The sequence below is a fragment of the Micrococcus sp. iso_229 genome (assembly GCF_058072725.1).
Genome location: NZ_CM176514.1, coordinates 624,318 through 648,338, shown reverse-complemented (window position 1 = coordinate 648,338; position 24,021 = coordinate 624,318). Strand labels below are relative to the sequence as shown.

Below are 24,021 nucleotides of genomic sequence, written 5' to 3'. Positions count from 1 at the left end.
CAGTCACTCCGCACTAGGAAGGCCCGCCATGTGGTTTCTGATCGCCCTCGCAGTCATGGCCGTGATCGGCTTCATCCTCCGCCCCATCAGCTCGCTCCTCGCGATGGCCAAGTTCATTGCGTTCGCCGTCGCCGCAGTCGCCGGCTTCGCCTGGTACATGGGTGGCCCCGCAGACATATACGCCGGTCCCACCATTCTCGGGGCGCTGGCCTGGATCGGCCTCATGTTCGTCCCGCAGCCACGCTTCGGTTGAGTCCTGCACAACGTCCGACGACGCCGGGACCGCCCACGCCCATCCGCAGCCTCTGATGCGTCTTCGGGCACTTCTGCTGGCCCAGGCCTGAGAACGTCCGGTTCATCGCGTGCTACTGGCTCGCCCCAGATAGTCGGGCAAGAAGATCGTGTCGGAAACGATGAATGTGGATTTGCATCACTTCCTTGGCATTGCTCATCTCATCTTTCTCGCGAAGATGACAGATAGGGACGTCATCACCGCCGTCGTCCTGTCTCCTCTCCTCGTAACCGGCTCATCCCCCCGCCGACCCTCTAGCCGGTGACGAGCCCTAGCCGGTGACGAGCCCGTCTCGATGGAAGCCGCCGGTGGCACAGGATCCTCGCAAGCGCCGACTCTCCCGGCAGGAGCACGCGCTGGCGCCGGGTACGCGGTCGGTCCTACGGAGACAGTCATGCTGGATGGAAGGATCAACCCGGACGAGCGCACATCGACGACAAACCAGTTACGGAGGGACGCGATGGCAATCCAACCTCTGCTCAATCCGATCTCCATCGGCCTCCGCAATGCCGGCCGGTCGACTCACGCGATCGAAAAGTTCAGTTCAAAGCACGACGGGATGATCCCCCCGCGTTGCGGCCGCAGCGGAGGCGGGCACATCCACGCCCGGCGCCAGCAGGATCGGATCGTCAGCGCCAAGCCCCAGCATGTGTATACCCGATATCCGCGCGTCACCGTGTCCATGAACCACGAGATGGTCGTGTCGTCGTTCCCGACGTCCTCATGGTGATGTCGAAGAATTTTGGACCGGAGGAAGGGTCCGTTCGATTCACCTACCTTCATGGAGACGAAAACTTCATAGACGTCTATAGATCAGACACTGAGGGTCCGACTATGGCGGCGCAGATATCCGCGGCAATCCCCCGTGATCTCCAGGCCAGGATCGACGCCTGGGACAGCAGGATGAGCGACGCCTTCGACTACCGGCATCACGGCGAGGGACTTGAGCCGGAGAGGTGGCCCGCAGCGGTGCGAGAGGCGCTAGCTCGGGAGTACGCCGAGTTGCTGACAGCGCTCCAGGGAATGGGACTGCCTGTCGTGGGAGATACATGGTGGCAGTGACGACAGACGGCCCCGGGGCGCAGGGCTGAACTCCAACAACGTGCGCGACCTGCGCACCCCGTTCGGCGGCGTGAGGGCCTCCGGCCTGGGCCATGGGGGGCGGTTGCCGCGCGGTCGACTTCCACGCCGATCAGCAGACGGCGCCTATCAACCTCCGCGAGGTGCAAGCCCCCAACCCCGTGTTCGGCGAGCAGTAGTCCGAGGAGGCGGACGACGCCTGCGCCTGAGGCGTTCCCTTTCACCCCCACGACGGCGCCCGCGCCCTACCCCGCGAGGGTGCGGGCGCCGTTGTGCGACGTGAGGGCTGGACCACGAGCCTTAATCCGCTGGTCAGCTTCCCGTTCGAAAGAACCACCCTCAGGCATGATGTTGCCGTTTGCCTTCCCACCCCTCTGACACTGCCGAGGCCACCATGACCAATCCGTCCGTCTATCCCCGCGGCTACCGCCCCCGACACGCGGCTGATGGGCCCGATTCGACTCCTGTGGTGGCCCGAAGGCAGGCAGACTGGCGACCGGAGATCCAGGGCTTGCGCGCGGTCGCAGTCCTCCTGGTGGTGGTGTTCCACATCTTCACGGACAGGGTGTCGGGCGGCGTCGACATCTTCCTGTTCATCTCGGCTTTCTTCCTGACAGGCTCCTTCACCCGCAAGATGGAGGCTGGAAGGCCCCTCGCGGTGGGGCGCTACTGGCTTCACGTCTTCACGCGCCTCATGCCCATGGCGGTGCTGACGATCTTGCTTACCTTGGTTGCCGTTGCCACGGTGTATCCGCTGGCCGACCGTGCTTCGTGGCGGACGGAGGCGCTGGCGTCGGCCCTCTACGTGGAAAACTGGACCCTGGCGTTCAACGCCGTCGACTACTACGCCGCCGACAACACCTCGCTGTCCCCCTTCCAGCATTTCTGGTCGCTGTCGGTCCAGGGGCAGGTGTTCATCCTGTGGCCGCTCCTCTTCCTTGTCTCAGCCCTGGTGGCCCGCCGCACCGGGGCGCGGCCCCGAGCCGTCCTCACGACTGCGTTCGCCTCGGTGTTCGTCGTGTCCCTGCTGTGGTCGGTGACCCAGACCTCCCAGAACCAGGCGTTCACGTACTTCGACACCCGGGCGCGCCTATGGGAGTTCGCCCTCGGTTCCCTCCTCGCGCTTGCCCTTCCATTCCTTCACCTGGGACGGCGCACACGGGTGTTCCTCGGCTGGGCAGGGCTCGCGAGCATGATCGCCGTCGGCGTCGTGGTGGACGTCCAGGGCGCCTTCCCCGGCTGGATCGCGCTGTGGCCGCTGATGTCGGCCACTGCTGTGATCGTCGCGGGCACCAGCGGCTCCCATTTCGGTGTGGACCGGATACTGGCCTCCCGGCCCCTCACCCGCTTGGGTGACTCCGCCTACGCCCTTTACCTCGTTCACTGGCCGCTGCTCATCACCTACTCCGTCCTCACAGGATCGCAGAAGCCCGGCGCAGCCGCGGGCGTTGCTCTCGTCCTTGTCTCCCTCGGCACGGCCATCCTCCTCTCGGCGCGCGTGGAGCGTCCGCTGCGGGCGTGGGGCTGGCCCCAGACGGCCGCCTGGCGGTCCGCCGTCGTACTGGGGGCCTGCGCCGCTCTCGTTGTGGCGCCGGTGGCCCTGTGGCGCGGCGCCGATGCAGCGGAGTCCGCACGCGTCCTCGTGGCGGCCGACCGGAACAACCCGGGCGCCGCCGTCCTGCGCCCCGACTACGAGCCGGCTGGCGATCCCGGCGCCCCTGTCTTGCCCGTGGTGGAGGGCCGGTACCCCTTCCCCGAGTACCCCGAGGAGTGCGACCCCGCCCTGGAAGCACGGTTGACCGAGGTCGGAGCCGAGTCGTGCCATGTCCTCGTCCCACAAGCAGATCCGGCCGGCGTCGTGCTGATGGCCGGCAACAGCCACGTGATGCAGTGGTCCCCCGCTCTCCGGCACCTCGGCGAGGAGAGGCGGCTGGAGGTCGTCAGCTATACGCGGGGCAGCTGCCTGGTAGCGCCGATGGAGGAGCAGGTGGACGACTCCCCGAAGTGCCCGGACTTCCTCGCGGACCTCAACCTGGTCGTGGAGCATGTACGCCCGGACGTCGTCTTCATGCAGGGCACACGCAGCACCTATGAGGACGAGGAGATGCTCACCCCGGGGATGGTCGGGCGGATGGAGGAGATTGCGGGGACGGGTGCCCATGTCCTCGCACTCCGGGACAACCCCCGGTTCGCGGCCGGATCACCCACAACCTGCGGAAGGACACACGGGATCGATGCGGCGACATGCCGCTGGACGCATACCGTGCTCGATCCGAACACCAGCCCCCTGACCGGACTGGCCGATGCTCATCCCCGCATCGCGCAGGTGCAGCTGAACGACATGATCTGCCCGGGCCGTCAGTGCCAGCCCACGGTGGGCAACGTCCATGTGTACTGGGACGACAACCACCTCACCCCAACGTATGTAGAGACTCTTGCTCCCGTCTTCATCGAGCGTGCGCTGGCGGCCCTGGAGCACGACGGCATGCGTCTAGGTGTGATGTCCAGGGAGGTTGTTGAGCCGGGTGGCAGGCGCGGCGCCGATCGCGGAGTGGACGCGATGATGATTGTAGAAGTGCAGCCATCCAGGCAACGCGGCCCTGCGCTCCGTCTCTGAGCTATAGAACCGGGCGTAGGCCCACCCGTCAGCGAGCGTGCGATGGAACCGCTCAATCTTCCCGTTCGTCTGCGGCCGGTAGGGCCGAGTCCGCTTGGGCTTGATCCCGAGCTCGGTGCAGGCATCACGCCAGGCATGCGAGCGGTAGGCCGAGCCGTTGTCCGAGAGCACCCGCTCCACCTCCACTCCCAGGCGTGCGAAGTGGGCGACCGCGCGGCGCAACACCGCGATGGCCGTCTGGCTGCGTTCATCGGAGTGCATCTCGACATAGGCGAAGCGGGAGTGATCATCGATCACGGTGTGCAGAAAGCCCACCCCGAGCCGGGGCTGGTATCGGGCATCACGGGTTCCTTCGCGGTCCGAGGTCGCCGCGCGGTGCTTCATGCCCTGCTGGCGCCCGACGAATCGGTGTCCGCCCCCGTCGGGGATGCGCCCGAACTTGGTGACGTCGACGTGGATCAGCGAGCCGGGGTGGGGGTGCTCGTAGCGGCGGATCGGCTCGCCGGTGACCCGGTCCAGACGGGCGAGGCGGTTGATCCGGCAGCGCACGAGCACGGCATGGACGGTGGAGGCCGGCATCCCGAGTTCTCCAGCGATCTGTGCCGGCCCCAGGCGTCGGCGCCATCGGGCGGCCACGATCTGTTTCACCACCGCCGGCGGTGTTCTGGTCGGCATCGTGGACGGCCGGCTGGACCGGTCTGCCATCCCTGCAGGTCCCTCGGCCCGGAAGCGTGTGGCCCATTTGCGTGCGGTGGGTGGGGAGACCATGAACATCTTGGCCGCGGTGGCGACCGGCCAGTGCTCCTCGACGATGAGCTTGGCCAGGCGTAGGCGGGCGCGAGGGGTCAGGGCGGCGTTAGCGTGGGGCATGAAGGCCTTCTGTTCGCGTGAGCGGTTTCTCGACAACTCCACTCTCGCAACAGGAGGCCTTCGCCTGTCAGCTATTCACGCAACAACGTCCCTGGACATCACATCTAGGACGCTGAGGCTCTCTCGAGCGCGCTGATCAAGGGATGGGAATGGTGCGGGTGTTGATGACGCCCTCAGTCCGTTCCCGCTCCTCTATCGGCCTCGAAGAGGTGGGCAGCATGCGGAGCAGAACTACGGCGCCGGGCGCGCCCAGGGCGTGTCTGACACCAGCTTCAACCATGTGACCCCAGTGGTCAGGCGCTCGGCGGGCCGGTAGATGATCGTGCACTCGTCATACCTGGCCACCCGTCCGCGCGACTGCTGCAGGGGCGCATACTGATGTTCGATGACATTGCGGCCCCTACAGGCGACTGCGTCGAAGCCGACGGGGCACCCGCTGCTGCAGCCACGACGCCTGCGGTGGCCCTGATGGCCAGCTCACACGGGGATGACCGCCGCGGCTGCCACGCAGTGGAGTCGGCATCGGTCAATCCCCTGCCTGGCTCAGGCGATCAAGCTGGCCAATGGCATTTTTGCCCCCGCGTCGAGCTGATGGATCTTCGTGCTCAACCTGCCACGTGAGCGTCCGATACCGCGACCGGCAGGTTCATCCCGCAGATTCCCGTAGTTCGATCCATCCCCTGCATGGCGGGCAATGTCCGTGGCTTGCTGATGGGCGTGGGCGATCGCGGAGTCCAGTCCGGACCGATCCATCGATGAGGCCCTGAGCGTCGCTGGCGGCCGCCAATGTTGCTAGCACCTCATCCCAGGTGCCCTCAGCTGCCATCCGCCAGCACCAGGTCAGCGCGGTCTGCCAGGGCCCGTAGACCTCGGGCATATCCCGCTACGGAATCTCGTGCCGATGCGGGTAGATGGTCGCCTCGATCATCGCCCTGACATCGGCGAACGGCCGGCCCTGCCGGCTGGCCCGGGCCGGGAGCATCGAAGTGGTCGGCTCCCAATGGCGTCGGAGACCGTCTGGATACGAGAGATGCGATCCGGGGCGTCAGCTGGCCCCTGGATCCATTGCCAGACGCACTCTAGGCTCCGTCGTCCTCCAGGCACGAAGAAGCCCCCACACCGACATGGTCGGTGCAGGGGCCTCTGCTCGGCTCCCCCGGTTGGATTCGAACCAACAACCCTTCGATTAACAGTCGAATGCTCTGCCGTTGAGCTACGGGGGAATGTGCCGCGAACCGCCGGAGCCGTTCGGACAACGGATGGAACTTTACCAGAGCCCCTGCCTGCGCGCCACCCGGCCGCGGGGCGCCGTCGTCGTCCCGCCCACGCCCGGGGACCAGGCCCTTGCCAGGCACGGCTCCGGCGGGCCTACGGTGCGAGGACATTCCCAGAACCATCAGGAACGAACCCGAAGGAAAGACGTGTCCATGACCATCACGACCCTCACGCGCAAGACCGCGCTGACCGGAACGGGCGTGCTGGCCGCGCTTGCCCTCGCGGCCTGCGGCACCACGGCCGACAACGGCGACGACGGCTCCGCCTCGCCGGAGGTCGACGCCCCCTCGGCGGTGGCGAACACCCCCGCCACGGACGAGGCGTCGGGCTCGGCGTCGTCGTCGGCATCGACGCAGTCCTCCGCCTCGGCTTCGTCAACGGCCGCCGCGGCCGGCAGCGGCTCGGCCACCGGCCAGGCCGACGATCCCGCCTACGCGGTGATCGACGCGGTCCTGGAGGAGGACGGCGACGGCATCATCGTCGCGGTGGATGCCGACGACGATGACACGACCTGGGAGGCCGACGTCGTGGTGGGCGAGGAGGTGAAGGAGCTGGACGTCACCGCCGACGGCGACATCACCGAGACCGACCGCGAATCGGATCCCGAGGACGTCCAGAAGGCGAAGGAGGCCGAGGTCACCGCCCAGCAGGCCCTCGACACCGCCCGGGAGGGCCGTGATGGGGTGACCCTGGACGAGATGGACCTGGACGACGACAACGGCACCCTCCAGTGGGAGGTCGGGTTCGATCGCGAGGACGGCTCCGACGGCCCCGAGGTCGAGATCGACGCCACGTCCGGCGAGGTGCTCACGGTCGACGAGCGCTGACGCTGCGCGGCCGACGGACCGCCGTTTCCCGAACGAAAACGCCCCTGGAGCCGCCGTTTCGCGAACGAAAACGAGTGGGGGTCAGTCGTCGGCGCGGAGGGCACGGCGGCGCGCCTCCAGTTCCATGAGCTCGCTGTTGAGGCGGGTGAACTCGGCGGGGTCGCCCTCGGGTCCGAGCCGCTGCAGGCGCCCGAGCAGCTCCTCCTTGCGGTGCACGATCTGCAGGGCGAACAGGCGGTTCATGATGTCCCGGCAGTACCGGTCCACATCCTCGGGAGTGCGGGCGGGCAGGTCGCGGACGGCCAGCTCGGAGACGACGCCGGCCACCTCCTGGGGCACCGCGTCCCGCACGGCGTCCACCCAGCGCTGCGGCGTGGCCCCGGCCGAGCCGGCCACCTTCACGCCCTGGTGGACGGCGGCGTACTGCGGGACCGTGAAGCGGGCGGCGTACAGCGCGGTCCACTGCTCCGCAGAGAGCAGGGTGGGGTGCTGCAGCACCACCTCGAGGGACTCCCGCTCCCGGCGGGCGACGGGGTCGCGCGGGTCCACCGGCACCACGATCCGCGGCGCCGGGGCGGCGGCCTCTCCGTGGCGGCCCTGGGGCCCGACCGCCTGCCCGTCACTCGCCGGGGTCGGCCGCGCCTCGGGCTCGGGCCCCCGCCGCGGTGCGCGCCCGGCCGCGGCCACGGCCCGGTGCACGGCGTTCGGGTCCAGGCCGAGCCAGCCGGCCAGCTCCCGCTCGTAGCCCGGGCGCAGGACGGCGTCCTTGATCCCCGCCACGATCGGCGCGGCGTGGCGCAGGGCGCCGGCGCGGCCCTCCACGGTGTTCAGGTCGTAGTCCTTGAGCCCGGCCCGGATCGCGAACTCGAAGAGCGGGCGCCGCGAGGCGATGAGCGCGCGCACCGCCTCGTCGCCCTTCTGCATGCGCAGGTCGCACGGGTCCATGCCGCTGGGCTCCACGGCCACGAACGTCTTGGCGAGGAACCGGTGGTCCTCGTCGAACGCCTTGAGGGCGGCCTTCTGCCCGGCCTCGTCGCCGTCGAAGGTGAAGATCACCTCGCCGCCCGTGCCGTCGTCGGAGATCAGGCGGCGGGCCACCTTGATGTGGTCCGCGCCGAACGCGGTGCCGCACGTGGCCACGGCCGTCCCGACGCCGGCCAGGTGGGCCGCCATCACGTCCGTGTAGCCCTCGACGAGCACCAGCTGGCGCTCCTTGGCGATCGTGCGCTTGGCCAGGTCGATGCCGTAGAGCACCTGGGACTTCTTGTAGAGCGGCGTCTCGGGGGTGTTCAGGTACTTGGGGCCGGGATCGTCGTCGTAGAGCTTGCGGGCGCCGAAGCCGATGGTCGCGCCGGTCATGTCCCGGATGGGCCAGAGCAGGCGGCCGCGGAACCGGTCGTACAGGCCGCGCTGCCCCTCGGACACCAGCCCGGAGGCGCGCAGCTCCTCGTCCCGGAAGCCGCGCTGCCGGAGGTGGTCCAGCAGATGCGACCACCCCTGCGGGGCGTACCCGAGGCCGAACTGCGCCGCGTGCTCCTGTGTGAACCCGCGCTGGGTGAGGAAGTCGCGGGCGGCCTGGGCCTCGGGCGAGCCGAGGGCCCGACGGAAGAACTCGTCCGCCACCTTGTTCGCCTCGAACAGGCGACGACGGCGCCCCGTCTCCGCCTTGTCCGGGCCGGTGCCGCCGTCCTCGTAGTGCAGCTCCACCCCCACCCGGGACGCCAGCCGCTCCACGGTCTCCATGAACGTGGTGTGCTCGAGCTCCATGAGGAAACTGATGACGTCCCCGTGCGCGCCGCATCCGAAGCAGTGATAGGTGCCCACGCCGGGGCGAACGTGGAACGACGGCGTCCGCTCGTCGTGGAACGGGCACAGTCCCTTGAACGAGCCCACGCCCGCCGAGCGCAGGGTGACGAACTCCTCCACCACGGCCTTCAGGTCCGTGCGCTCGCGGACGAGGTCGATGTCCTTGCGCACGATCAGTCCAGCCATGCGGACCATTCTAGGGACGGGGCGGGGCGGTCAGCCCCGAGCGGAACCGGCCTCCGTGGACGGCTCGGTCTCCGCTGCGGCCTGTGCAGGACCGGTCCCCGCCGCGCGGGGCGCTTCGGTCCGCGCCGCGTCCGCCCCCTCGGACGCGGGGCGCCCGGTGGCGGGGTCGATGACGGGCAGGGCGCCGGTGGCCGCCTCGACCAGCGGATGGAACAGTGCTGCCGACGCCAGGCCGCCGTGACGGCGGCGCGCCGAGGACACGAACGAGAGGCTCATGTCGCCCACGATAGCCACCCGGGGCCGTGATTCCGGTCACGGAAAGGCAACATTCTGGGCGGTCAGGTCACGGTTCGCCGCGCGCCCGCCCCCGCGGACTGCCCGTGCAGCGGCAGCAGCCGGGGCACCAGCCGGACGAGGCTCACCATCGCCCCGAGCTCCACGAGCGTCTGCGTCACCACCACGAGCGGGGCCGGGTCCAGGCTCGCCGGCAGGGACAGCGCCAGCGGCAGCACGACCAGGGAGTTCCGCGTCACGCCCGAGAACACGAGCGCCCGTCCTGCGGGCACGTCGAGACGCGCCCACCGCGCAGCCACCACGCCGAGGGCCACCATCACGGCGGCGAACGCCGCGAACAGGGGCACGACGGCGGCCAGCGCGGGCAGCCGCTCCCCCACCCCGCGGATCTGCGAGGCGACCACCGTGAACAGCGTGACGACCATGAGCGGGACCATCGCCGCCGTGAACCCGCGCACCACCCCGGCCGCCGTGTCCCGCACCCCACCGCGGCCGCGCACCGCACCCCACTGGAGCAGCGCCGCGAGCGCGAGCGGCACCAGGATCAGCATGACCAGGGCACGGACGAAGGGCCCGACGTCGACCGCGGCCACCGCCGCCTCGCCGGCGACGACGCGCAGCAGCACGGGCAGCACGACCAGCTGGACGAGCATGAGCAGCGGAGCCGCCGCCAGCAGCCGCTCGGCCGCCCCGCCCGCGAGTGCGGTGAACGCGATGACGTAGTCCACGCACGGGGCCAGCAGCACGAGGAGCACGCCCACGAGCAGCGCGTCGTCGTGGGCCACGAACCGGCTCAGCCCGAACACCACCGCCGGCACCACCACGAAGTTCAGGACCAGCAGTGCCCCGAGGAACCGCCCGTCCCGCAGGCCCGCGCCCAGCGCGGCGAACGGCACCGCCAGGAACGTCGCCAACAGGAGCAGCGCGAGGACCGGCTCGACGAGCACCGCCCACGCGTCGGCCCCGGGCACGGCCCATCCGACGACGGCGCCCGCGGCGATCCCCGCGAGGTACAGCGCCACCTGGTGGCGTTCGAGCGCGGCGACCAGGGCGCGGCGGGGCGGGGAGGACGGCATGCCGCCAGCGTACGGAGCGATCCGGGCGGGGGCTGACCCCTACGCTGGGGGCCATGCCCACCGCCCCCGCACCGCCCGAGGCCGCCGCCACCCCGCTGCACGTGGCCGTGCGCACGCTCGACGTCGCGGCGCTCGCGGCGGCCGGGCACACGGCGGCGACCGCCGTGGCCGCGGTCTATGCGCACGCCGTCATGCGCGGGGCCGCGTCGTTCTGGCTGGACTCCGCTCTGCCGGACCCGGCCGAGGCGCGCTGGTCCGTGGCGGGCGACGGGCTGGACGTGCTCGGCGAGGAGCAGGGTCGCGTGCCCTCCCCCGGCCCGCGGCTGGTCCGGCACGACGACCCCGCCGATCCGGACCGCGCGTGGGCGGACCTCGCGGCCGCAGCCGCACCCCGGCCGGTGGTCGGCGGCGAGGGACTGCCCCTGCGCGGCGGCCTGGTCGGGTGGCTCGGCTACGAGCTCGGTCTGGCGGATCTGGGGGTGTCCCCGCCCTCACGTCGACCCGGGGACCCCGCGTCCCTGCCCGCGCAGTTCTGGGTGCGCCCGTCCCGCTACGCCGTGGCCGACCACTCGGCCGGGGTGCTGCACTGCTGCGTCGTCTCCCTCGACCCGACCGCCGCCGAGGCCGGGGCCGACCGCTGGGCGGCGGACGTGCGCCGCGCCCTCGCCGCGGCCCGCCGCGATCTCGAGACGGCGGCGGGCGACGCCGTCGTGCCGCCCCCGCAGGACGCCGGCCCGGAACCCCGGGCCGACGAGGAGGCACCGGGCACGTGGCGCGAGGACCGGGCGGCGTACGCCGAGCAGATCGACCGCTGCCGCGCCGCGCTGTATGCCGGCGACTCCTACGAGCTGTGCCTGACCACCCGCTTCGACGCCGATCCCGGGCTGCGCGTGGACCCGCTGGTCCTGTTCCACGAGCTCGCTGCGCACCAGCCGGCCCCGTATGCGGCGCTGCTGGAGCACGGCACGGGCTCCCGCAGGTGGGCCGTGGTCTCCGCCTCCCCCGAGCGCTTCCTCGCCGGGCGCGAGGGCCGGTACAGCACCAAGCCGATCAAGGGCACCGCCGCCCGCCTGCCAGACCCGGCCGCGGACGCCGAGGCCGCCCGCGCGCTCGCCGCCGACCCCAAGACCCGGGCCGAGAACCTCATGATCGTGGACCTGCTGCGCAACGACCTCTCGCGGGTGTGCGCGCCCGGCTCCGTGCAGGTGCCCTCCCTCATGGCGGTGGAGAGCTACGCGACCGTCCACCAGCTCGTCTCCACGGTCACGGGGACCGCGCGGGCCGGCGTCGCACCCGTGGACGTGGTCCGTTCCCTCTTCCCCGGCGGGTCGATGACCGGCGCGCCGAAGCGCCGCAGCGTCGAGCTGCTGGCCGCGTGGGAGGCCTCTCCGCGCGGCGTGTACTCCGGGGCGCTGGGGATGCTGGGCGCAGACGGGACGACGTCGTTGTCCGTCGTGATCCGCACGGCCGTGCTCGCCGGGGGCCGGTGGTCGGTGGGGGCCGGCGGGGCGATCGTCGCGGACTCGGACCCGGCCGCCGAGCACGACGAGGTCCTCCTCAAGGCCCGCGGCCTGCGCCGGGCCCTCGCCCGCGCCGCCGGAACGGGCCTGCCGACGACGGCGCCCGACGTCGCCTGACCCCACCCAGAGGTTTCGGGGGCGATATTCGGCGGTATTCCGACGGAATACCGCCGCAAACCGCCCCCGAACGAGGGGGGCACCCACCCGTGCTGCCTGCCTAGGCTGGGGACATGGCCGATCCGCACCCCGTCCTCGCCGCCTCCGCTCCCGACCTCGACCCGGACGCGCTGGACGCCGTCCGCGGGCTCGTGGCCGCCGCCGAGCGTCCCGTGGTGCTCTCCGGGGCGGGGATGAGCGCCGAGTCCGGCATCCCCACGTTCCGCGACGCCCAGACCGGCCTGTGGGAGCGGTTCTCCGCGGATGAGCTCGCCACGGAGGAGGCGTTCCTCGCGGATCCCGCGCTCGTGTGGTCCTGGTACCGGTGGCGTGCCCGGATGGTGCGGGCCCGTCGGCCCAACCCGGGGCACGACGCCGTCGCCGCCTGGCAGCGCCGCACACCCGGCCTGGAGGTGGTCACCCAGAACGTGGACGACCTGCACGAGCGCGCCGGCGCCCGGGTCCTCGCGCACCTGCACGGCTCCCTTTTCGAGCACCGCTGCGCCGACTGCGGGGCCCCCGCCGACGTCGACCCGGGCGCGCCCGCGGACGAGGCGACGGCCGGCTCCGAGGCCGACCTCGAGGCGATGCTCCGCGAGGCACCGCCGACCTGCACCGTGTGCGGGGACGGGCTGATCCGCCCGGGGATCGTGTGGTTCGGGGAGATGCTGCCGGCCGAGCCCTGGAACCGCGCGTTCGCCGCGCTCGAGGACTGCGACCTGTGCGTCGTCGTCGGCACGTCGGGCATCGTCCAGCCGGCGGCGTCCCTGCCGTTCGTGGCGCTGGGGGCCGGGGCTGCCGTCGTCGAGGTGAATCCGGTGGAGACCGAGCTGAGCGGCGCGGTCACGCACGTCCTGCGGGGTCCCGCCGGGGCTGTGCTGCCCGCGCTGCTGGACCCGCCGGTCAGAGCCAGACGCGCCGGAACTGCGCGCCCTGCACCAGGGTGTGATGCCACTCGACGGCGGTCGAATCGGTGAGCGAGGCGATCTGGTCGATCACCACGCGCCGGCGGGCGGCGTCGTCGGGGGCCTGCGCCCAGTCGAACGCGAACATCGGCTCGAGGTACCGGTCCCCCGTCGCGTCGAGCAGCGCCACGAGCTCCGCGAGCACCTCGCGCTGCCGCGCGTAGAGCGGCTGGCGCTGCTCGGCGGTCATCACGTAGGCCGCCGCGATGCCCTTCATCACGGCGATCTCGGTCTCCGTCTCCTCGGGCACCACGACGTCGGCGCCGTGGCGGGTCAGCGGCTCGTTGCCGAACACCTGGCGCGTGGCGTCGAAGGCGGCGCTGCAGAACCGGCCGATCAGCTGGCTCGTCATGTCCTTCATCGCCGCGAGCGCCCGCCGGGAGCCGTCCATCTCGGAGACCCACACGTCGGTGGCCTCGAGGCGGGCCAGGGCCGCGTCGACCTCGGCCGGGTCCGTGTGCGGCAGGTACCACTGGCGGGTGGTCTCCACGACGCGCTCCCGGTGCTCCGGGATGGCCAGCCACTTGAGCTGGAACACGGCGTTGACCACGCCGTCCTCGACGTCGTGCACGGAGTAGGAGATGTCGTCCGCGAGGTCCATGACCTGCGCCTCCATGGACGTGCGCGTGCCGGGCACCCCGGCGCGGAACCAGCGGAACACGGGCAGGTCGTCCTCGTAGACGCCGAACTTCCGCGAACGCGTGCCGTCAGGGCGCAGCGGGGCGTCCTCACGGGTCCACGGGTACTTGCACGCGGCGTCGAGGGCGGCGCGCGTGAGGTTCAGGCCCGCGGAGGAGCCGTCCGCGAAGAGCTTCTTCTGCTCGAGGCGGGCCAGCAGCCGCAGGGTCTGGGCGTTGCCCTCGAAGCCGCCGACGTCCTCGCTGGCCGCGTCGAGCGCCTTCTCCCCGTTGTGCCCGAAGGGCGGGTGGCCGAGGTCGTGGGACAGGCAGGCGGTGTCCACGAGGTCGGGGTCGCAGCCCAGCGACCTACCGAGCTCACGCCCCACCTGCGCCACCTCGAGCGAGTGCGTCAGGCGGGTGCGGGCGAAGTCGTCCGCGTCCGGGGCGACCACCTGGGTCTTGGCCCCCAGCCGGCGCAGGCCCGCGGAGTGCAGCACGCGGGCACGGTCCCGCTCGAAGTCCGAGCGGTACGAGGACTTGGGCGGCTCGGGCAACCACCGCTCCCGGTCCCACGGCGTGTAGCCGGGGGTCTGCACGGCGCGGCCGGCATACGGGGGCCGGCCTTCCGGGCCGAACAGCACCGGTTGGTGGGCGGCGCCGGTCCAGGGCGACGACGGCGCGGCGGGCGTTCCGGCGGCGGGCACCGGCGTCGTGGGCTCAGCCACCGGAGACGTCCAGCTCGGCGGCGGCGATCATGGCCTGCTGCTCGGGGTTGAGCTCGCGGGAGTCCAGCCAGCCGTCCGGCAGGTGCGGTCGCTTGGGGGCACCGGAGCGGCCGCGCGGGCCCTCGGCGGCCTCGCCCGGGTAGGGCTGGTCGCGGTCCACGCGGGCGAGGATCTCGCGCATCGTGGCCAGGTCCGGGACGGTGGACAGGGCGGTGCGGATCTCGGAGCCCACGGGGTAGCCCTTGAAGTACCAGGCCACGTGCTTGCGGATGTCCCGCAGGGCCTTGAGCTCGTCGCCGCCGAAGGTGTCCACGAGCAGCTCGGCGTGGCGGTACAGCGTGTCCGCGACCATGCCGAGCGTCGGCTGGAACCGGTCCTGGCGGCCCTCGAACGCGGCCTGCAGGTCGCCGAACAGCCACGGCCGGCCCTGACAGCCGCGGCCGATCACGACGCCGTCCACGCCGGTCTGCTCGACCATCGCGATGGCGTCCTCCGCAGACCAGATGTCGCCGTTGCCGAGCACGGGGATGTCCGGCAGGGCCTCGCGCAGCCGGGCGATGTCGTCCCACACGGCGGTGCCCGAGTAGAACTGGCGCGTGGTGCGGCCGTGCAGGGCCACGGCGGCGACGCCGAGGTCGCGGGCCGTGCGGCCGGCGTCGAGGAAGGTCAGGTGGTCCTCGTCGATGCCGCGACGCATCTTCACGGTCACCGGGATGTCCCTCTTCGAGGCCTCGGTGACGGCCGCCTTGACGATCGAGGCGAACAGCTCCGACTTCCACGGCAGGGCCGAGCCGCCGCCGCGCCGGGTCACCTTCGGCACGGGGCAGCCGAAGTTCATGTCGATGTGGTCGCAGCGGTCCTCCTCGACCAGCATCCGCACCGCCGCGCCGGTGGTGACCGGGTCCACGGAGTAGAGCTGGACGGAGCGGGGCACCTCGTCGGGGTCGTGCTGGATGATGCGCATCGACTCGGGCTTCCGCTCGACCAGCGCGCGGGCCGTGACCATCTCGTTGACGTAGAGGCCGCCACCGTACTCGCGGCACAGGCGGCGGAACGCGGTGTTGGTGATGCCGGCCATGGGGGCCAGGACCACGGGCGTCTCGATCGTCAGCGGGCCGAGCGTCAGCGCGGGCAGGGTCAGGCGGTCCGTCGCGGGCGCCGCGTGGCGGCCCTCGTGGAGCTGGTCGTCGTCGGCGATGCGGCGGCCCGCACCGGCGGACTTGGCGTAGTGCGCGGCGTGGGGGTCGACGACGTCGGGGGCGCCGTCGACCGCCGCCGCGGCGGGGAGGGTGTGGGAAGAAGTCATGTCGGGTCCATTCTTCCATTCCGCCCGGCACCCGCGTCACCGTGCCCCACCACGAGGCCCGCTGGGAGGCGATCGCCGAGGCGCCCCGCCAGGACGGGCAGACCGTCCTCCCGGCGGGTCAGGCCTCGGACGACGGCGCCGTGTCCCCGCCGTCGAGCACCGCCAGCAGGTCATCGCCGGCGAACATCTGGGCGGTCTGGCGCGCCGAGGGGGTGCCCGCGTCCGGGTCCGCACCGGCAGCCAGGAGGTGGCGCATGGAGGCGACGTCCCGCTTGAACGTGGCGCAGGTCAGGGGGCGCTGGCCGCGGTCGTTGGCGTGCTCGATCTCGGCGCCGGCCTCGATCAGCATCGCCACGGTGTCCGGGTGCTCGTGATAGGCGGCGAGGGTGAGGAAGGAGTCGCCCGCGTGGTTGCGCAGGCGCGTGCTCACCCCGGCGTCCAGGTACGCCTTCAGCTGGGCCGTGTCCCCGTCACGCGCCATGTCGAAGAGCCGGTTCGCCAGCTCGATGTCCTTCTCGCTCCACTGCTCGCTCATGCCCGCCAGTATGGCGGACGCCGCGGCGATCGACCGCGCCGCAGCGACATCTCCGCGGGTCTGCCCGCAGGTGATGTCGCGGGCCGGCGGTCAGACGAGGACCGGCCCCCGGGAACAGCCCCGCCCGCCCCGCGGTTGCACCCGGCATGACCCGCAAACACCTCGGCTTCCTCAACTTCGGCCACTGGATCCAGCGGCCCGGCACCGCGCCGGACGCGCGGCAGGCCCTCGACGACGTCGTCGCGATGGCCGTGGCCGCCGAGGACGCCGGACTCGACGGCGCCTGGCTCCGCGTCCACCACTTCCAGCGGATGTTCTCCTCGCCGTTCCCGATCCTCGCCGCGATGGCCGCCCGCACCGAGCGGATCAGCCTCGGCACGGGCGTGATCGACCTGCGCTACGAGAACCCCCTGTACATGGCCGAGGCCGCGGCCACCACGGACCTCATCTCCGGCGGCCGGCTCGAGCTCGGCGTCTCCCGCGGCTCACCCGAGGCCGCCCTCGACGGCCAGGCGCAGTTCGGCTACACCCTCGCCGAGGGGCGGACCTGGGCCGACGTGACCCGCGAGCGCGGACGCCGGTTCCTCTCCGCCGTGCGCGGTGAGGGCATCGCGACGCCGGACCTCACCTCGGGCTGGGCGCACAGCTCGCAGCCGCTGCGGGTCGAGCCGCACTCCCCCGGGCTCGCGGACCGGATCTGGTGGGGGTCGGGGTCCACGCCGTCGGCGGTCGAGGCGGGGCGCGAGGGGTACCACATGCTCTCCTCCACGCTCCTGCTCCAGGACGACGGCCGCCCCTTCCACGTCCAGCAGGCCGACCAGATCGCCCGCTACCGGGAGGCCTTCGCCGCGGCCGGCCACGCCGGTCCGGGCCGCACGGCGGTCACGCGCTCCGCGTTCGTCATCCAGGACCGGGAGGACGAGCTGTACTTCGGCCGCGAGCGGGCCTCGCGCGACTCCTCCGGCATGCTCGAGGGCGGCGCCGCCCGCTCCGGCCCGACCTACGCCGGGTCCGCCGAGGAGGTGGCGGAGAAGCTCGCCGCCGACGACGCCGTCGCCGCCGCCGACTGGGTCCTGTTCGCCAACCCCAACCAGCTCGGGGTCGAGTACAACGCGAAGATCTTCGCCGGCTGGGCGGAGGTCTGGCGCCTGCTCGGCTGGGATGCATGAGCGAGGCCGCGCCGCACGTCCCGGCCGCCGACGACGGCTTCGCCCGAGCCCGTCGCGCGCGCTGGGCCGTCACCGCCGCCTTCGCGACGAACGGCGCCCTGCTCGGCGCGCTCATCCCGCACTACCCGGAGGCGAAGGCCGCGTTCGGACTGGACCCGGCCGGGTTCGGCCTGCTCGTCATCGCGCTCGCCGTGGGCGGCACGCTCGCCGGGCCCCTGCCCGCGCCGATCCTGCGCCGGTTCGGCGCCCGCCGCGTCATGCTCGCCGGCAGCGTGGCCATCGCCCTGCTGACGACGGCGGCCGGTCTCGTCCTCGACATCGCCGGGGCGGGCGCGGGGGCCGGGCACGGTGCGGGCACGGCTGCGGGCTGGCCGCTGTGGGTCTTCGCGGGCCTCGTCCTGGCGTCGGGCGTGCTCGACGCCGTCGTGGACACCGCCCAGAACGCGCAGGGCCTGCAGGTGCAGACCCGGCTGGCCCGGCCCGTGCTCACGACCATGCACGCCGGCTGGAGCCTCGGAGCGGCCGCCGGTGCCGGGCTCGGTGCGGCGGTCATCTCCGTGGGCGGCCCCGCGGCCCTGCACCTGGGGCTCAACGGCGCCGTGTGCGTCGCGGTGCTGCTGGGGGTCCGGCGCCTGTTCCTGGCGGAGGCGCCCACGGACTCGGCGTCCGCCCGCGACGCCGCGGACCAGCCATCCGCGCCGTCGGAGACGTCCGCACCGCCCGCCCCAGCGGCCCGCAGCAGGGTGCTCCCGCCGCGTGCCGCGCTGGCCGCGCTCCTCCCCGCCGTGGTGATCGGGATGGCCGGGTTCGGCGTGGAGGAGTTCGGCAACGCGTGGGCCACCCTGTTCCTGATCACCGAGCGCGGCCTGGACCCGGCCGCGGCGGTGCTCGGCGCGTCGACCCTGCTGGGCGCGCAGTTCATCGGCCGCCTCGCGGGCGACCGCACCCTCGCCGCCCTGGGACGACGCGGGGCGCTGACGGCGGGGCTGGGCGCCGTCGTCGTGGGGCTGGGACTGGCCCTGGCGCCGCTGCCGGGGCCGGTGGCCGTGCCTGCCGCGTTCGCGGGGCTGGCACTGGCGGGGCTGGGCTGCGCCGTGGTGGTGCCCGTGGCCTATGCGCTCGGCGACGAGGCGCCCGGGCTCCGGCCGCAGACCGGGCTGGCGGTGACGAGCTGGTGCATGCGGCTGGCCGGGGTCGGGCTCAGCCCGGCGGTCGGGGCACTGGCCGGCGCCGTCGGTCTGGCGCCGGCGCTGACGGTGTTCCTGGGCCTGGCCGCCGTCGGGGCGGTGCTGGCCGCCCGGCTGCCCGCCGCCCCGCAGAGTGGTCACGACACGCCGTCTCGCGAGGGTGCACGCGGCGTGTCGTGACCACTCTGTGCCGGGGCCCGGCCCGGGGTTCGGCAGGAACCGCTCAGTCGTCGTCGACCTCGCCGGCGAGGGCCTGGGCCGCCAGGTGCTCCTCGGTCGCGGCCTCCCAGATCTCCTTGGCGGCGGAGCCGTTGAGCAGCACGAGCAGCACGAGCAGCACGCCCACGATGATGTCCGCCCAGCCCGACGCCGTCAGCACCGTGATCCCGGACAGGGCGATCAGCACGGCGCCGGCCACGAGGTCGTTGCGCGCCGCGAGCCACGCCGCCCGGGTGAGGGAGCCGCCGTCGGTGCGGACGCGGGACAGCAGGGCCACGCACACGAGGTTCACGAGGATCGAGCCGACGGCCACCCCCAGCAGCACGCCCGCGGCCGGCGGCTCGGGGTCCCCGACCTTCGTGGCCGCCATGACGAGCGCCGCCACGGCCGGCAGCACGATGATCCCGGCCATGACCTTGCCGATGACCGCCTGCCGGGCCGCCGTCCACCCCAGCGCCACGAAGATCAGCAGGTTGACGGCGAAGTCCTCGAAGAAGTCGACGGAGTCCGCCACGAGGGCCACCGAGCCGATCCCCAGGGCCAGGATGATCTCGACCACCAGGTAGGCGCCGTTGAGCAGGGCCACCGCGAGGACGGTGCCCCGCAGGGCGCGGGCGCGCCGGCGGTCCGCTGCGGCCGCCCGGTTCACGCGCCCGGCGCGTCGTCCACGAACACGTACGTGTCCACCAGGGTCCGCGCCGCGTTGCCGCCGATGAGCCCGTCCACGATCCGTTCCAGCGGGGCCATCGCCTCGTCCACCTCGATCTGCACGGGGTACTGGGCCACGAGCAGGGCGAGCAGGTCGGCCACGGCCTGCAGCGCGTCCTCCTCCCCCAGCTCCGGGTCCCAGCCCACGAGCACATCGGCCGGCGCGTCCTGGCGCTCCGGCGTGTAGGACACCGCGAACGCGCGGATGCGCCCGCCCTCGGCCTTCGGCGCGTCGCGGAGCACGACGGCGCCCGCGGCCCCGGTGGCCGGTCCCAGCAGCAGCTGCTGGGCGGCCCCGACGCTCAGGGTCGACGGGTCCCACGCGTGCACGGCGTCGTAGAACGCGGTGACCGCCTGCGTCAGCTCGACGGAGCCGGTCGAGGCCTCCTCGAGGACCACGCCGTCCGGGTGCTCCTCCCCGCGCACGTCCGGCAGGCCGATGGCCCCCGGGGCGATCGCGACGCGGCGGGAGCGCTGCACGGGGGTGAAGCCCTCGGCCACGAGGAACGCCTCGGTGCCGGCGGCCAGGGCGGCGGTCTGGGACCGCACGGCGTCCGTGTCCACGGGCGGGCGGCCCGTGGCACCGTCGGCCTCGGTCTGCGGGTCGGCGCCGGCCACGCCGGGCACCAGGGCGTCCTTGGCGAACCTGGCCTTCAGGGCCGTCGTCGGGATGGCGCCGGCGGCGTGCGCCTGTGCGGCGAGCCCCCGCAGGGCCGCCACGAGCGCCCGGCCGATGCCCCGGCGCCGCTCGGCGGCCGCGGTCTCGACGTACAGCCACAGCCGCCGCGGGTGCACGGACGAGGCGTAGACGACGCCGGCCGCCACCGGCACACCGGCGGCCTCGGCCACGAGCGCGCGGCGCCAGGGCCGTTCCGCGTCCTCGGCGAGCATCGCCCGGTCCTGGTGCTGCTGCGCGTTGGCCGGGTCACCCCACACCTCGAGCAGGGCCAGGTCGTCCCCGGGCCGCCAGGGACGCAGCACGATCTCCCCACCGGCGACCGCGGCGGAGTCGAACAGCGCGCCGCCGTCGTCGTGCCCCGCGGCCCCGGCGGCTCCCGTCACGTCCCCGCTCACTTGACCAGGCGCTCCAGCAGGTAGGACTTCACCTGGGACAGCGCCACGCGCTCCTGGGCCATGGTGTCCCGCTCGCGGATGGTCACGGCCTGGTCCTCGAGGGTGTCGAAGTCCACGGTGATGCAGAACGGGGTGCCGATCTCGTCCTGGCGGCGGTAGCGACGGCCGATCGCGCCGGAGTCGTCCGTCTCGATGTTCCAGAGGGTGCGCAGCTCCGCCGCGAGGGACTGGGTGGCCGGCTGCAGCTCGGGCTTCTTCGACAGCGGGAGCACGGCGGCCTTGACCGGGGCCAGGCGCGGGTCCAGCTTGAGCACGGTGCGCACGTCCACCCCGCCCTTGGCGTTCGGGGCCTCGTCCTCGGCGTAGGCGTCCACGAGGAACGCCATCATGGCGCGGGTCAGGCCGAAGGACGGCTCGATCACGTACGGGGTGTAGTGCTCGTTGTTGGCCTGGTCGAAGTACTGCATCTTGGTGCCCGAGTGCTCGGTGTGCCGGCCCAGGTCGTAGTCGGTGCGGTTCGCGATGCCCATCAGCTCGCCCCAGCCGTCGCCGCCGGTGAAGCCGAAGTCGTACTCGAGGTCGATCGTGGCGTCCGAGTAGTGGGCCCGCTCGTCCGCGGGGACGTCGAACTTCCGCAGGTGCGCGGGGTCGATGCCGAGGTCGATGAACCAGCCCCAGCAGTCCTCCACCCAGCGGTCGAAGTGCTGGCCCGCCTCGGCCGGCGGCACGAAGTACTCGATCTCCATCTGCTCGAACTCGCGGGTGCGGAAGATGAAGTTGCCCGGGGTGATCTCGTTGCGGAACGCCTTGCCGATCTGGCCGATGCCGAACGGCGGCTTCTTCCGGGCCGCGCCCAGCACGTTGAGGAAGTTCACGAAGATGCCCTGCGCCGTCTCCGGGCGCATGTAGTGCAGGCCCTCCTCGTTGTCCACGGGGCCGAGGTAGGTCTTGACCAGGCCCGAGAACAGCTGCGGCTCGGTCCAGGCGCCCTTGGTTCCGCAGTCCGGGCACACGATCTCGGCCATGCCCTCGGCCGGCCGGCCCTTCTTGGCCTCGAACGCCTCGAGCAGGTGGTCCTGGCGGTGCCGCCTGTGGCACTGGGTGCACTCCACGAGCGGGTCGGTGAAGGTCTCGACGTGGCCGGAGGCCTCCCACACCGCGCGCGGCAGGATGATGGAGGAGTCCAGGCCCACCATGTCCTCACGGGAGCGCACGAAGGTCTTCCACCACTCGGCCTTGATGTTCTCCTTCAGCTCCACACCCAGGGGCCCGTAGTCCCACGCGGAGCGCGAACCGCCGTAGATCTCACCGGCCTGGAACACGAAGCCTCGGCGCTTGGCGAGGTTGATGACGTTGTCCAGCGGGGACTTGGCAGCCATGGGGGCATCACTTCCGTACTCATCGGCGGGGCGGGAGGGGATCACGACGACGACGGCACCCGGCCGCCTTCGACGCGGCGGGCCCGTTCCGGCGCGGCGCGCCGGTCGATCCCGTCCAGCCTACCGGCCATGATGGACACCATGACCGAGACGAACGCACCCGACGCCCAGCCCCTGCCCATCCGTGACGCATCCATCCGCCTCGGCCAGGCGCTCAAGCTCGCCTCCCTCGTGGAGGACGGCGCCATGGCCCGCGACGTCGTCACCGACGGTCTCGTCACCGTCAACGGCGCGGTCGAGACGCGTCGCGGAGCCCAGCTGCACGACGGGGACGTCGTGGAGTTCAACGGCGAGGCGTTCGTGGTCCAGGCCGAACAGGCCTGAGCCGACGCACCGGCGGGCGGCCGCGGCGCCGTCGTCGAACAGGCCCGGTGGGTCAGCCGCGGGGCGGCACCATGTGGGCGAGGTACTCCTTCACGTGGCCCAGCTCCTGCTCGTTGATCGCGTGGCCGAGCCCGGCGTAGACGATCTTCATGAGGTCCACGTGGGCGTTCAGCCAGGCATGGGTCTCCTCGACCCGGGGCTCGGAGATGATCGGGTCCTCCTGGCCGCGGCCCCAGAAGACCTTCGGTCGGGCGCGGGCGACGTCGTCGTCGCGGGTGAACAGCTCGCGCAGCCGCGGCTCGGTGAGCTCCGGGTCCACCACGAAGCCGGACAGCGCCACGATGCACGCGTAGGCCTCCGGGTCCAGGCGCAGCAGCGACGTGGCCATCGCCATGCCCTGGGAGAAGCCGAGCAGGGAGACGGTGCGGAAGTCCCCGCGCACGGCCTGCACCCAGGCGTGCAGGGCCTCGACGGCCTCGCGGACCGGCTCGGCGGTGGAGCCCAGCTCGCCCGTGACCGGGTCCTGGGAGAGCGGGAACCAGGCGTGGGAGCCCGGCTGCAGGGGCAGGGGCGCGCGCACGGCGGCCACCGTGACGTGCTCGGGCAGGTGCGGGACAAGGCCGAACAGGTCGTCCTCGTTCGCGCCGTAGCCGTGCAGGACGATCAGCAGGTCCTCGGTGCGCTCGCCCTCGGGGCGCGACCAGCGGACGACGGGCTCGACGGCGGGGGTGGGGTTCGGGTTCACGCCCGCCAGCCTAGCGAGCGGCGCGGTCGGCCCCGCCCGGCGGTTGACCCCTCCCGCGCGGGGCGGGCAGAATCCTACCCGTGGGTAACCCATCTTCCTCCCAGCCTCCGCACGCCTCCGACGCGACCCCGGTCGACGACCCCGCCGCCCATCCGTGGCGCCGCTACGTCGCCATCGGGGACTCGTTCTCCGAGGGCATCGGCGACCCGGACCCGGACCGCCCCGGCTACCACCGAGGCTGGGCCGACCGCCTGGCCGAGGAACTCTCCCGCCTGACCCCGGCCGGTGAGGACCTGGCCTACGCCAACCTGGCGGTCCGCGGGAAGCTGCTGGACCAGATCGCCGAGGACCAGGTCGAGCCGGCGCTCGCCCTGCGGCCGGACCTCATCAGCGTCTGCGCGGGCGGCAACGACATCCTGCGCGGCGCGGACCCGGACGAGATCGCGGCCCGGCTGGACGCCGTCGTCGAGCGTCTGGCCTCCGACGGCGCCACCGTGCTGCTGTTCAACGCGACCGACGTGAAGGGCACGCCCGTCATCGGCCGCATCCGCGGCACCGTGGCGATCTACAACGAGAACGTGCGCACCATCGCCCTGCGGCACGACGCGCTGGTGCCGGACATGTGGTCGCTCAAGGACCTCGCCCGGCGGGAGATGTGGGCCGAGGACCGTCTGCACTTCTCCGCGCTCGGCCACCACACGATCGCCGCGATGGTGCTGGACACCCTCGGCGTGGAGCACGGCCTCGAGCACCTGCGCCTGGCCCCGCCGGCGCCGCGCACGTGGCGCGAGGCCCGCGCGTCGGACGCCGCGTGGGTGCGCACGCACCTGGCGCCGTGGGTGGTCCGCCGCCTCCGCGGCGTCTCCTCCGGCGACGGCGTCACGGCCAAGCGCCCCGTCCCCGAGCCGCTCTTCGGGGCGCCGATGCCGCAGGGCTCGGACCACACCGAGCCGCTGGACATCGTCGAGCCCTGAGCCCGGCCGGCGGGGGCCGGTGGCCGTTTCTC

Annotated in this window: 21 protein-coding genes, 1 tRNA gene and 3 pseudogenes; 12 read left to right on the top strand and 13 right to left on the bottom strand. The window is 72.5% G+C overall.

Features of this window, described 5'->3' with window-relative positions; all coding sequences use genetic code 11:
- Positions 1-28 precede the first annotated feature (28 nt).
- From AC3RKA_RS03025 to AC3RKA_RS03005, 5 genes and pseudogenes are all read left to right on the top strand, one after another.
- Complete coding sequence (locus tag AC3RKA_RS03025) at positions 29-253, top strand: hypothetical protein (RefSeq protein ID WP_230278334.1); 225 nt, start codon at positions 29-31, stop codon at positions 251-253.
- A gap of 433 nt (positions 254-686) precedes the next feature.
- Positions 687-1,022 (top strand): hypothetical protein, encoded by a 336-nt coding sequence (locus AC3RKA_RS03020; RefSeq protein ID WP_400268969.1) that lies wholly within the window; start codon positions 687-689, stop codon positions 1,020-1,022.
- Positions 1,016-1,354, top strand: coding sequence for a hypothetical protein (locus tag AC3RKA_RS03015; RefSeq protein WP_400268968.1), 339 nt, complete (start codon positions 1,016-1,018; stop codon positions 1,352-1,354). Before AC3RKA_RS03020 ends, AC3RKA_RS03015 begins: the two co-directional genes overlap by 7 nt.
- Before the next feature lie 25 nt (positions 1,355-1,379).
- Positions 1,380-1,551 (top strand): annotated as a pseudogene (locus AC3RKA_RS03010) (5-carboxymethyl-2-hydroxymuconate semialdehyde dehydrogenase); the annotation flags it as partial.
- 215 nt (positions 1,552-1,766) lie between these two features.
- Positions 1,767-3,812 (top strand): annotated as a pseudogene (locus AC3RKA_RS03005) (acyltransferase family protein); the annotation flags it as partial.
- 51 nt (positions 3,813-3,863) lie between these two features.
- Here the strand turns inward: AC3RKA_RS03005 and AC3RKA_RS03000 are convergent.
- The 3 genes and pseudogenes from AC3RKA_RS03000 to AC3RKA_RS02990 all read right to left on the bottom strand — a co-directional run bounded on the left by AC3RKA_RS03000 (position 3,864) and on the right by AC3RKA_RS02990 (position 6,082).
- A complete protein-coding gene (locus AC3RKA_RS03000) occupies positions 3,864-4,859 on the bottom strand; it encodes an IS481 family transposase (RefSeq protein ID WP_081091226.1) in 996 nt (331 codons plus the stop codon).
- A gap of 231 nt (positions 4,860-5,090) precedes the next feature.
- Positions 5,091-5,891 (bottom strand): annotated as a pseudogene (locus AC3RKA_RS02995) (transposase).
- Between the two features lie 119 nt (positions 5,892-6,010).
- Positions 6,011-6,082 (bottom strand) — tRNA-Asn (locus AC3RKA_RS02990).
- Between the two features lie 204 nt (positions 6,083-6,286).
- On the opposite strand from AC3RKA_RS02990, the gene AC3RKA_RS02985 reads away from it, so the two are divergent.
- A complete protein-coding gene (locus AC3RKA_RS02985) occupies positions 6,287-6,961 on the top strand; it encodes a PepSY domain-containing protein (RefSeq protein WP_489727478.1) in 675 nt (224 codons plus the stop codon).
- Between the two features lie 81 nt (positions 6,962-7,042).
- Here the strand turns inward: AC3RKA_RS02985 and dnaG are convergent, their stop codons facing one another.
- The 3 genes from dnaG to AC3RKA_RS02970 form a co-directional block, all read right to left on the bottom strand.
- The gene (gene dnaG, locus AC3RKA_RS02980; RefSeq protein WP_002856228.1) at positions 7,043-8,953 is read right to left on the bottom strand and encodes a DNA primase; all 1,911 of its coding nucleotides are present in this window, start codon (positions 8,951-8,953) and stop codon (positions 7,043-7,045) included.
- Positions 8,954-8,983: 30 nt separating this feature from the next.
- Positions 8,984-9,229 (bottom strand): hypothetical protein, encoded by a 246-nt coding sequence (locus AC3RKA_RS02975; RefSeq protein ID WP_036334668.1) that lies wholly within the window; start codon positions 9,227-9,229, stop codon positions 8,984-8,986.
- Between the two features lie 62 nt (positions 9,230-9,291).
- Positions 9,292-10,323 carry an arsenic resistance protein gene (locus AC3RKA_RS02970; RefSeq protein ID WP_489727477.1) on the bottom strand — a complete coding sequence of 344 codons (1,032 nt, stop codon included), beginning with the start codon at positions 10,321-10,323 and terminating at the stop codon, positions 9,292-9,294.
- Positions 10,324-10,376: 53 nt separating this feature from the next.
- Here AC3RKA_RS02970 and AC3RKA_RS02965 point away from each other — a divergent pair, with 53 nt between their 5' ends.
- Together AC3RKA_RS02965 and AC3RKA_RS02960 are read left to right on the top strand one after the other, a co-directional pair.
- Positions 10,377-11,960 carry an anthranilate synthase component I family protein gene (locus AC3RKA_RS02965; RefSeq protein ID WP_489727476.1) on the top strand — a complete coding sequence of 528 codons (1,584 nt, stop codon included), beginning with the start codon at positions 10,377-10,379 and terminating at the stop codon, positions 11,958-11,960.
- A gap of 113 nt (positions 11,961-12,073) precedes the next feature.
- On the top strand, positions 12,074-12,976 hold the full coding sequence (locus AC3RKA_RS02960) for an SIR2 family NAD-dependent protein deacylase (RefSeq protein ID WP_489727475.1): 903 nt from the start codon (positions 12,074-12,076) through the stop codon (positions 12,974-12,976).
- Here AC3RKA_RS02960 and AC3RKA_RS02955 read toward each other — a convergent pair.
- The 3 genes from AC3RKA_RS02955 to AC3RKA_RS02945 all read right to left on the bottom strand — a co-directional run bounded on the left by AC3RKA_RS02955 (position 12,903) and on the right by AC3RKA_RS02945 (position 16,150).
- Entirely contained in the window at positions 12,903-14,309 is a 1,407-nt protein-coding gene (locus AC3RKA_RS02955; protein WP_043279825.1) for a deoxyguanosinetriphosphate triphosphohydrolase, read from the bottom strand. The two genes, AC3RKA_RS02960 and AC3RKA_RS02955, sit on opposite strands and share 74 nt — an antisense overlap.
- The gene (gene dusB, locus AC3RKA_RS02950; protein ID WP_489727474.1) at positions 14,302-15,615 is read right to left on the bottom strand and encodes a tRNA dihydrouridine synthase DusB; all 1,314 of its coding nucleotides are present in this window, start codon (positions 15,613-15,615) and stop codon (positions 14,302-14,304) included. The genes AC3RKA_RS02955 and dusB overlap by 8 nt, the downstream gene beginning before the upstream one ends.
- Before the next feature lie 118 nt (positions 15,616-15,733).
- Positions 15,734-16,150 carry an ankyrin repeat domain-containing protein gene (locus AC3RKA_RS02945; RefSeq protein ID WP_489727473.1) on the bottom strand — a complete coding sequence of 139 codons (417 nt, stop codon included), beginning with the start codon at positions 16,148-16,150 and terminating at the stop codon, positions 15,734-15,736.
- A gap of 146 nt (positions 16,151-16,296) precedes the next feature.
- Here AC3RKA_RS02945 and AC3RKA_RS02940 point away from each other — a divergent pair, with 146 nt between their 5' ends.
- Both AC3RKA_RS02940 and AC3RKA_RS02935 read left to right on the top strand, forming a co-directional pair.
- On the top strand, positions 16,297-17,319 hold the full coding sequence (locus tag AC3RKA_RS02940; protein WP_489727472.1) for an LLM class flavin-dependent oxidoreductase: 1,023 nt from the start codon (positions 16,297-16,299) through the stop codon (positions 17,317-17,319).
- Entirely contained in the window at positions 17,316-18,686 is a 1,371-nt protein-coding gene (locus AC3RKA_RS02935; protein WP_489727471.1) for an MFS transporter, read from the top strand. The genes AC3RKA_RS02940 and AC3RKA_RS02935 overlap by 4 nt, the downstream gene beginning before the upstream one ends.
- A gap of 43 nt (positions 18,687-18,729) precedes the next feature.
- Here the strand turns inward: AC3RKA_RS02935 and AC3RKA_RS02930 are convergent, their stop codons facing one another.
- From AC3RKA_RS02930 to AC3RKA_RS02920, 3 genes are read right to left on the bottom strand one after another with little or no spacing between them, the layout of a single operon-like run.
- Positions 18,730-19,374: a cation efflux transmembrane domain-containing protein gene (locus AC3RKA_RS02930; protein ID WP_489727470.1), complete on the bottom strand. Its 645-nt coding sequence runs from the start codon at positions 19,372-19,374 to the stop codon at positions 18,730-18,732.
- On the bottom strand, positions 19,371-20,507 hold the full coding sequence (locus AC3RKA_RS02925) for a GNAT family N-acetyltransferase (protein WP_489727469.1): 1,137 nt from the start codon (positions 20,505-20,507) through the stop codon (positions 19,371-19,373). Before AC3RKA_RS02925 ends, AC3RKA_RS02930 begins: the two co-directional genes overlap by 4 nt.
- On the bottom strand, positions 20,504-21,886 hold the full coding sequence (locus tag AC3RKA_RS02920; protein WP_489727468.1) for a glycine--tRNA ligase: 1,383 nt from the start codon (positions 21,884-21,886) through the stop codon (positions 20,504-20,506). The genes AC3RKA_RS02925 and AC3RKA_RS02920 overlap by 4 nt, the downstream gene beginning before the upstream one ends.
- A 141-nt stretch (positions 21,887-22,027) precedes the next feature.
- On the opposite strand from AC3RKA_RS02920, the gene AC3RKA_RS02915 reads away from it, so the two are divergent.
- A complete protein-coding gene (locus AC3RKA_RS02915; RefSeq protein ID WP_002856244.1) occupies positions 22,028-22,270 on the top strand; it encodes an RNA-binding S4 domain-containing protein in 243 nt (80 codons plus the stop codon).
- A gap of 52 nt (positions 22,271-22,322) precedes the next feature.
- Here AC3RKA_RS02915 and AC3RKA_RS02910 read toward each other — a convergent pair whose 3' ends face one another.
- Positions 22,323-23,015 (bottom strand): alpha/beta hydrolase, encoded by a 693-nt coding sequence (locus AC3RKA_RS02910; RefSeq protein WP_489727467.1) that lies wholly within the window; start codon positions 23,013-23,015, stop codon positions 22,323-22,325.
- 80 nt (positions 23,016-23,095) lie between these two features.
- Here AC3RKA_RS02910 and AC3RKA_RS02905 point away from each other — a divergent pair, with 80 nt between their 5' ends.
- Positions 23,096-23,989, top strand: a complete 894-nt coding sequence (locus AC3RKA_RS02905) for an SGNH/GDSL hydrolase family protein (RefSeq protein WP_002856248.1) — start codon at positions 23,096-23,098, stop codon at positions 23,987-23,989.
- Positions 23,990-24,021 lie beyond the last annotated feature (32 nt).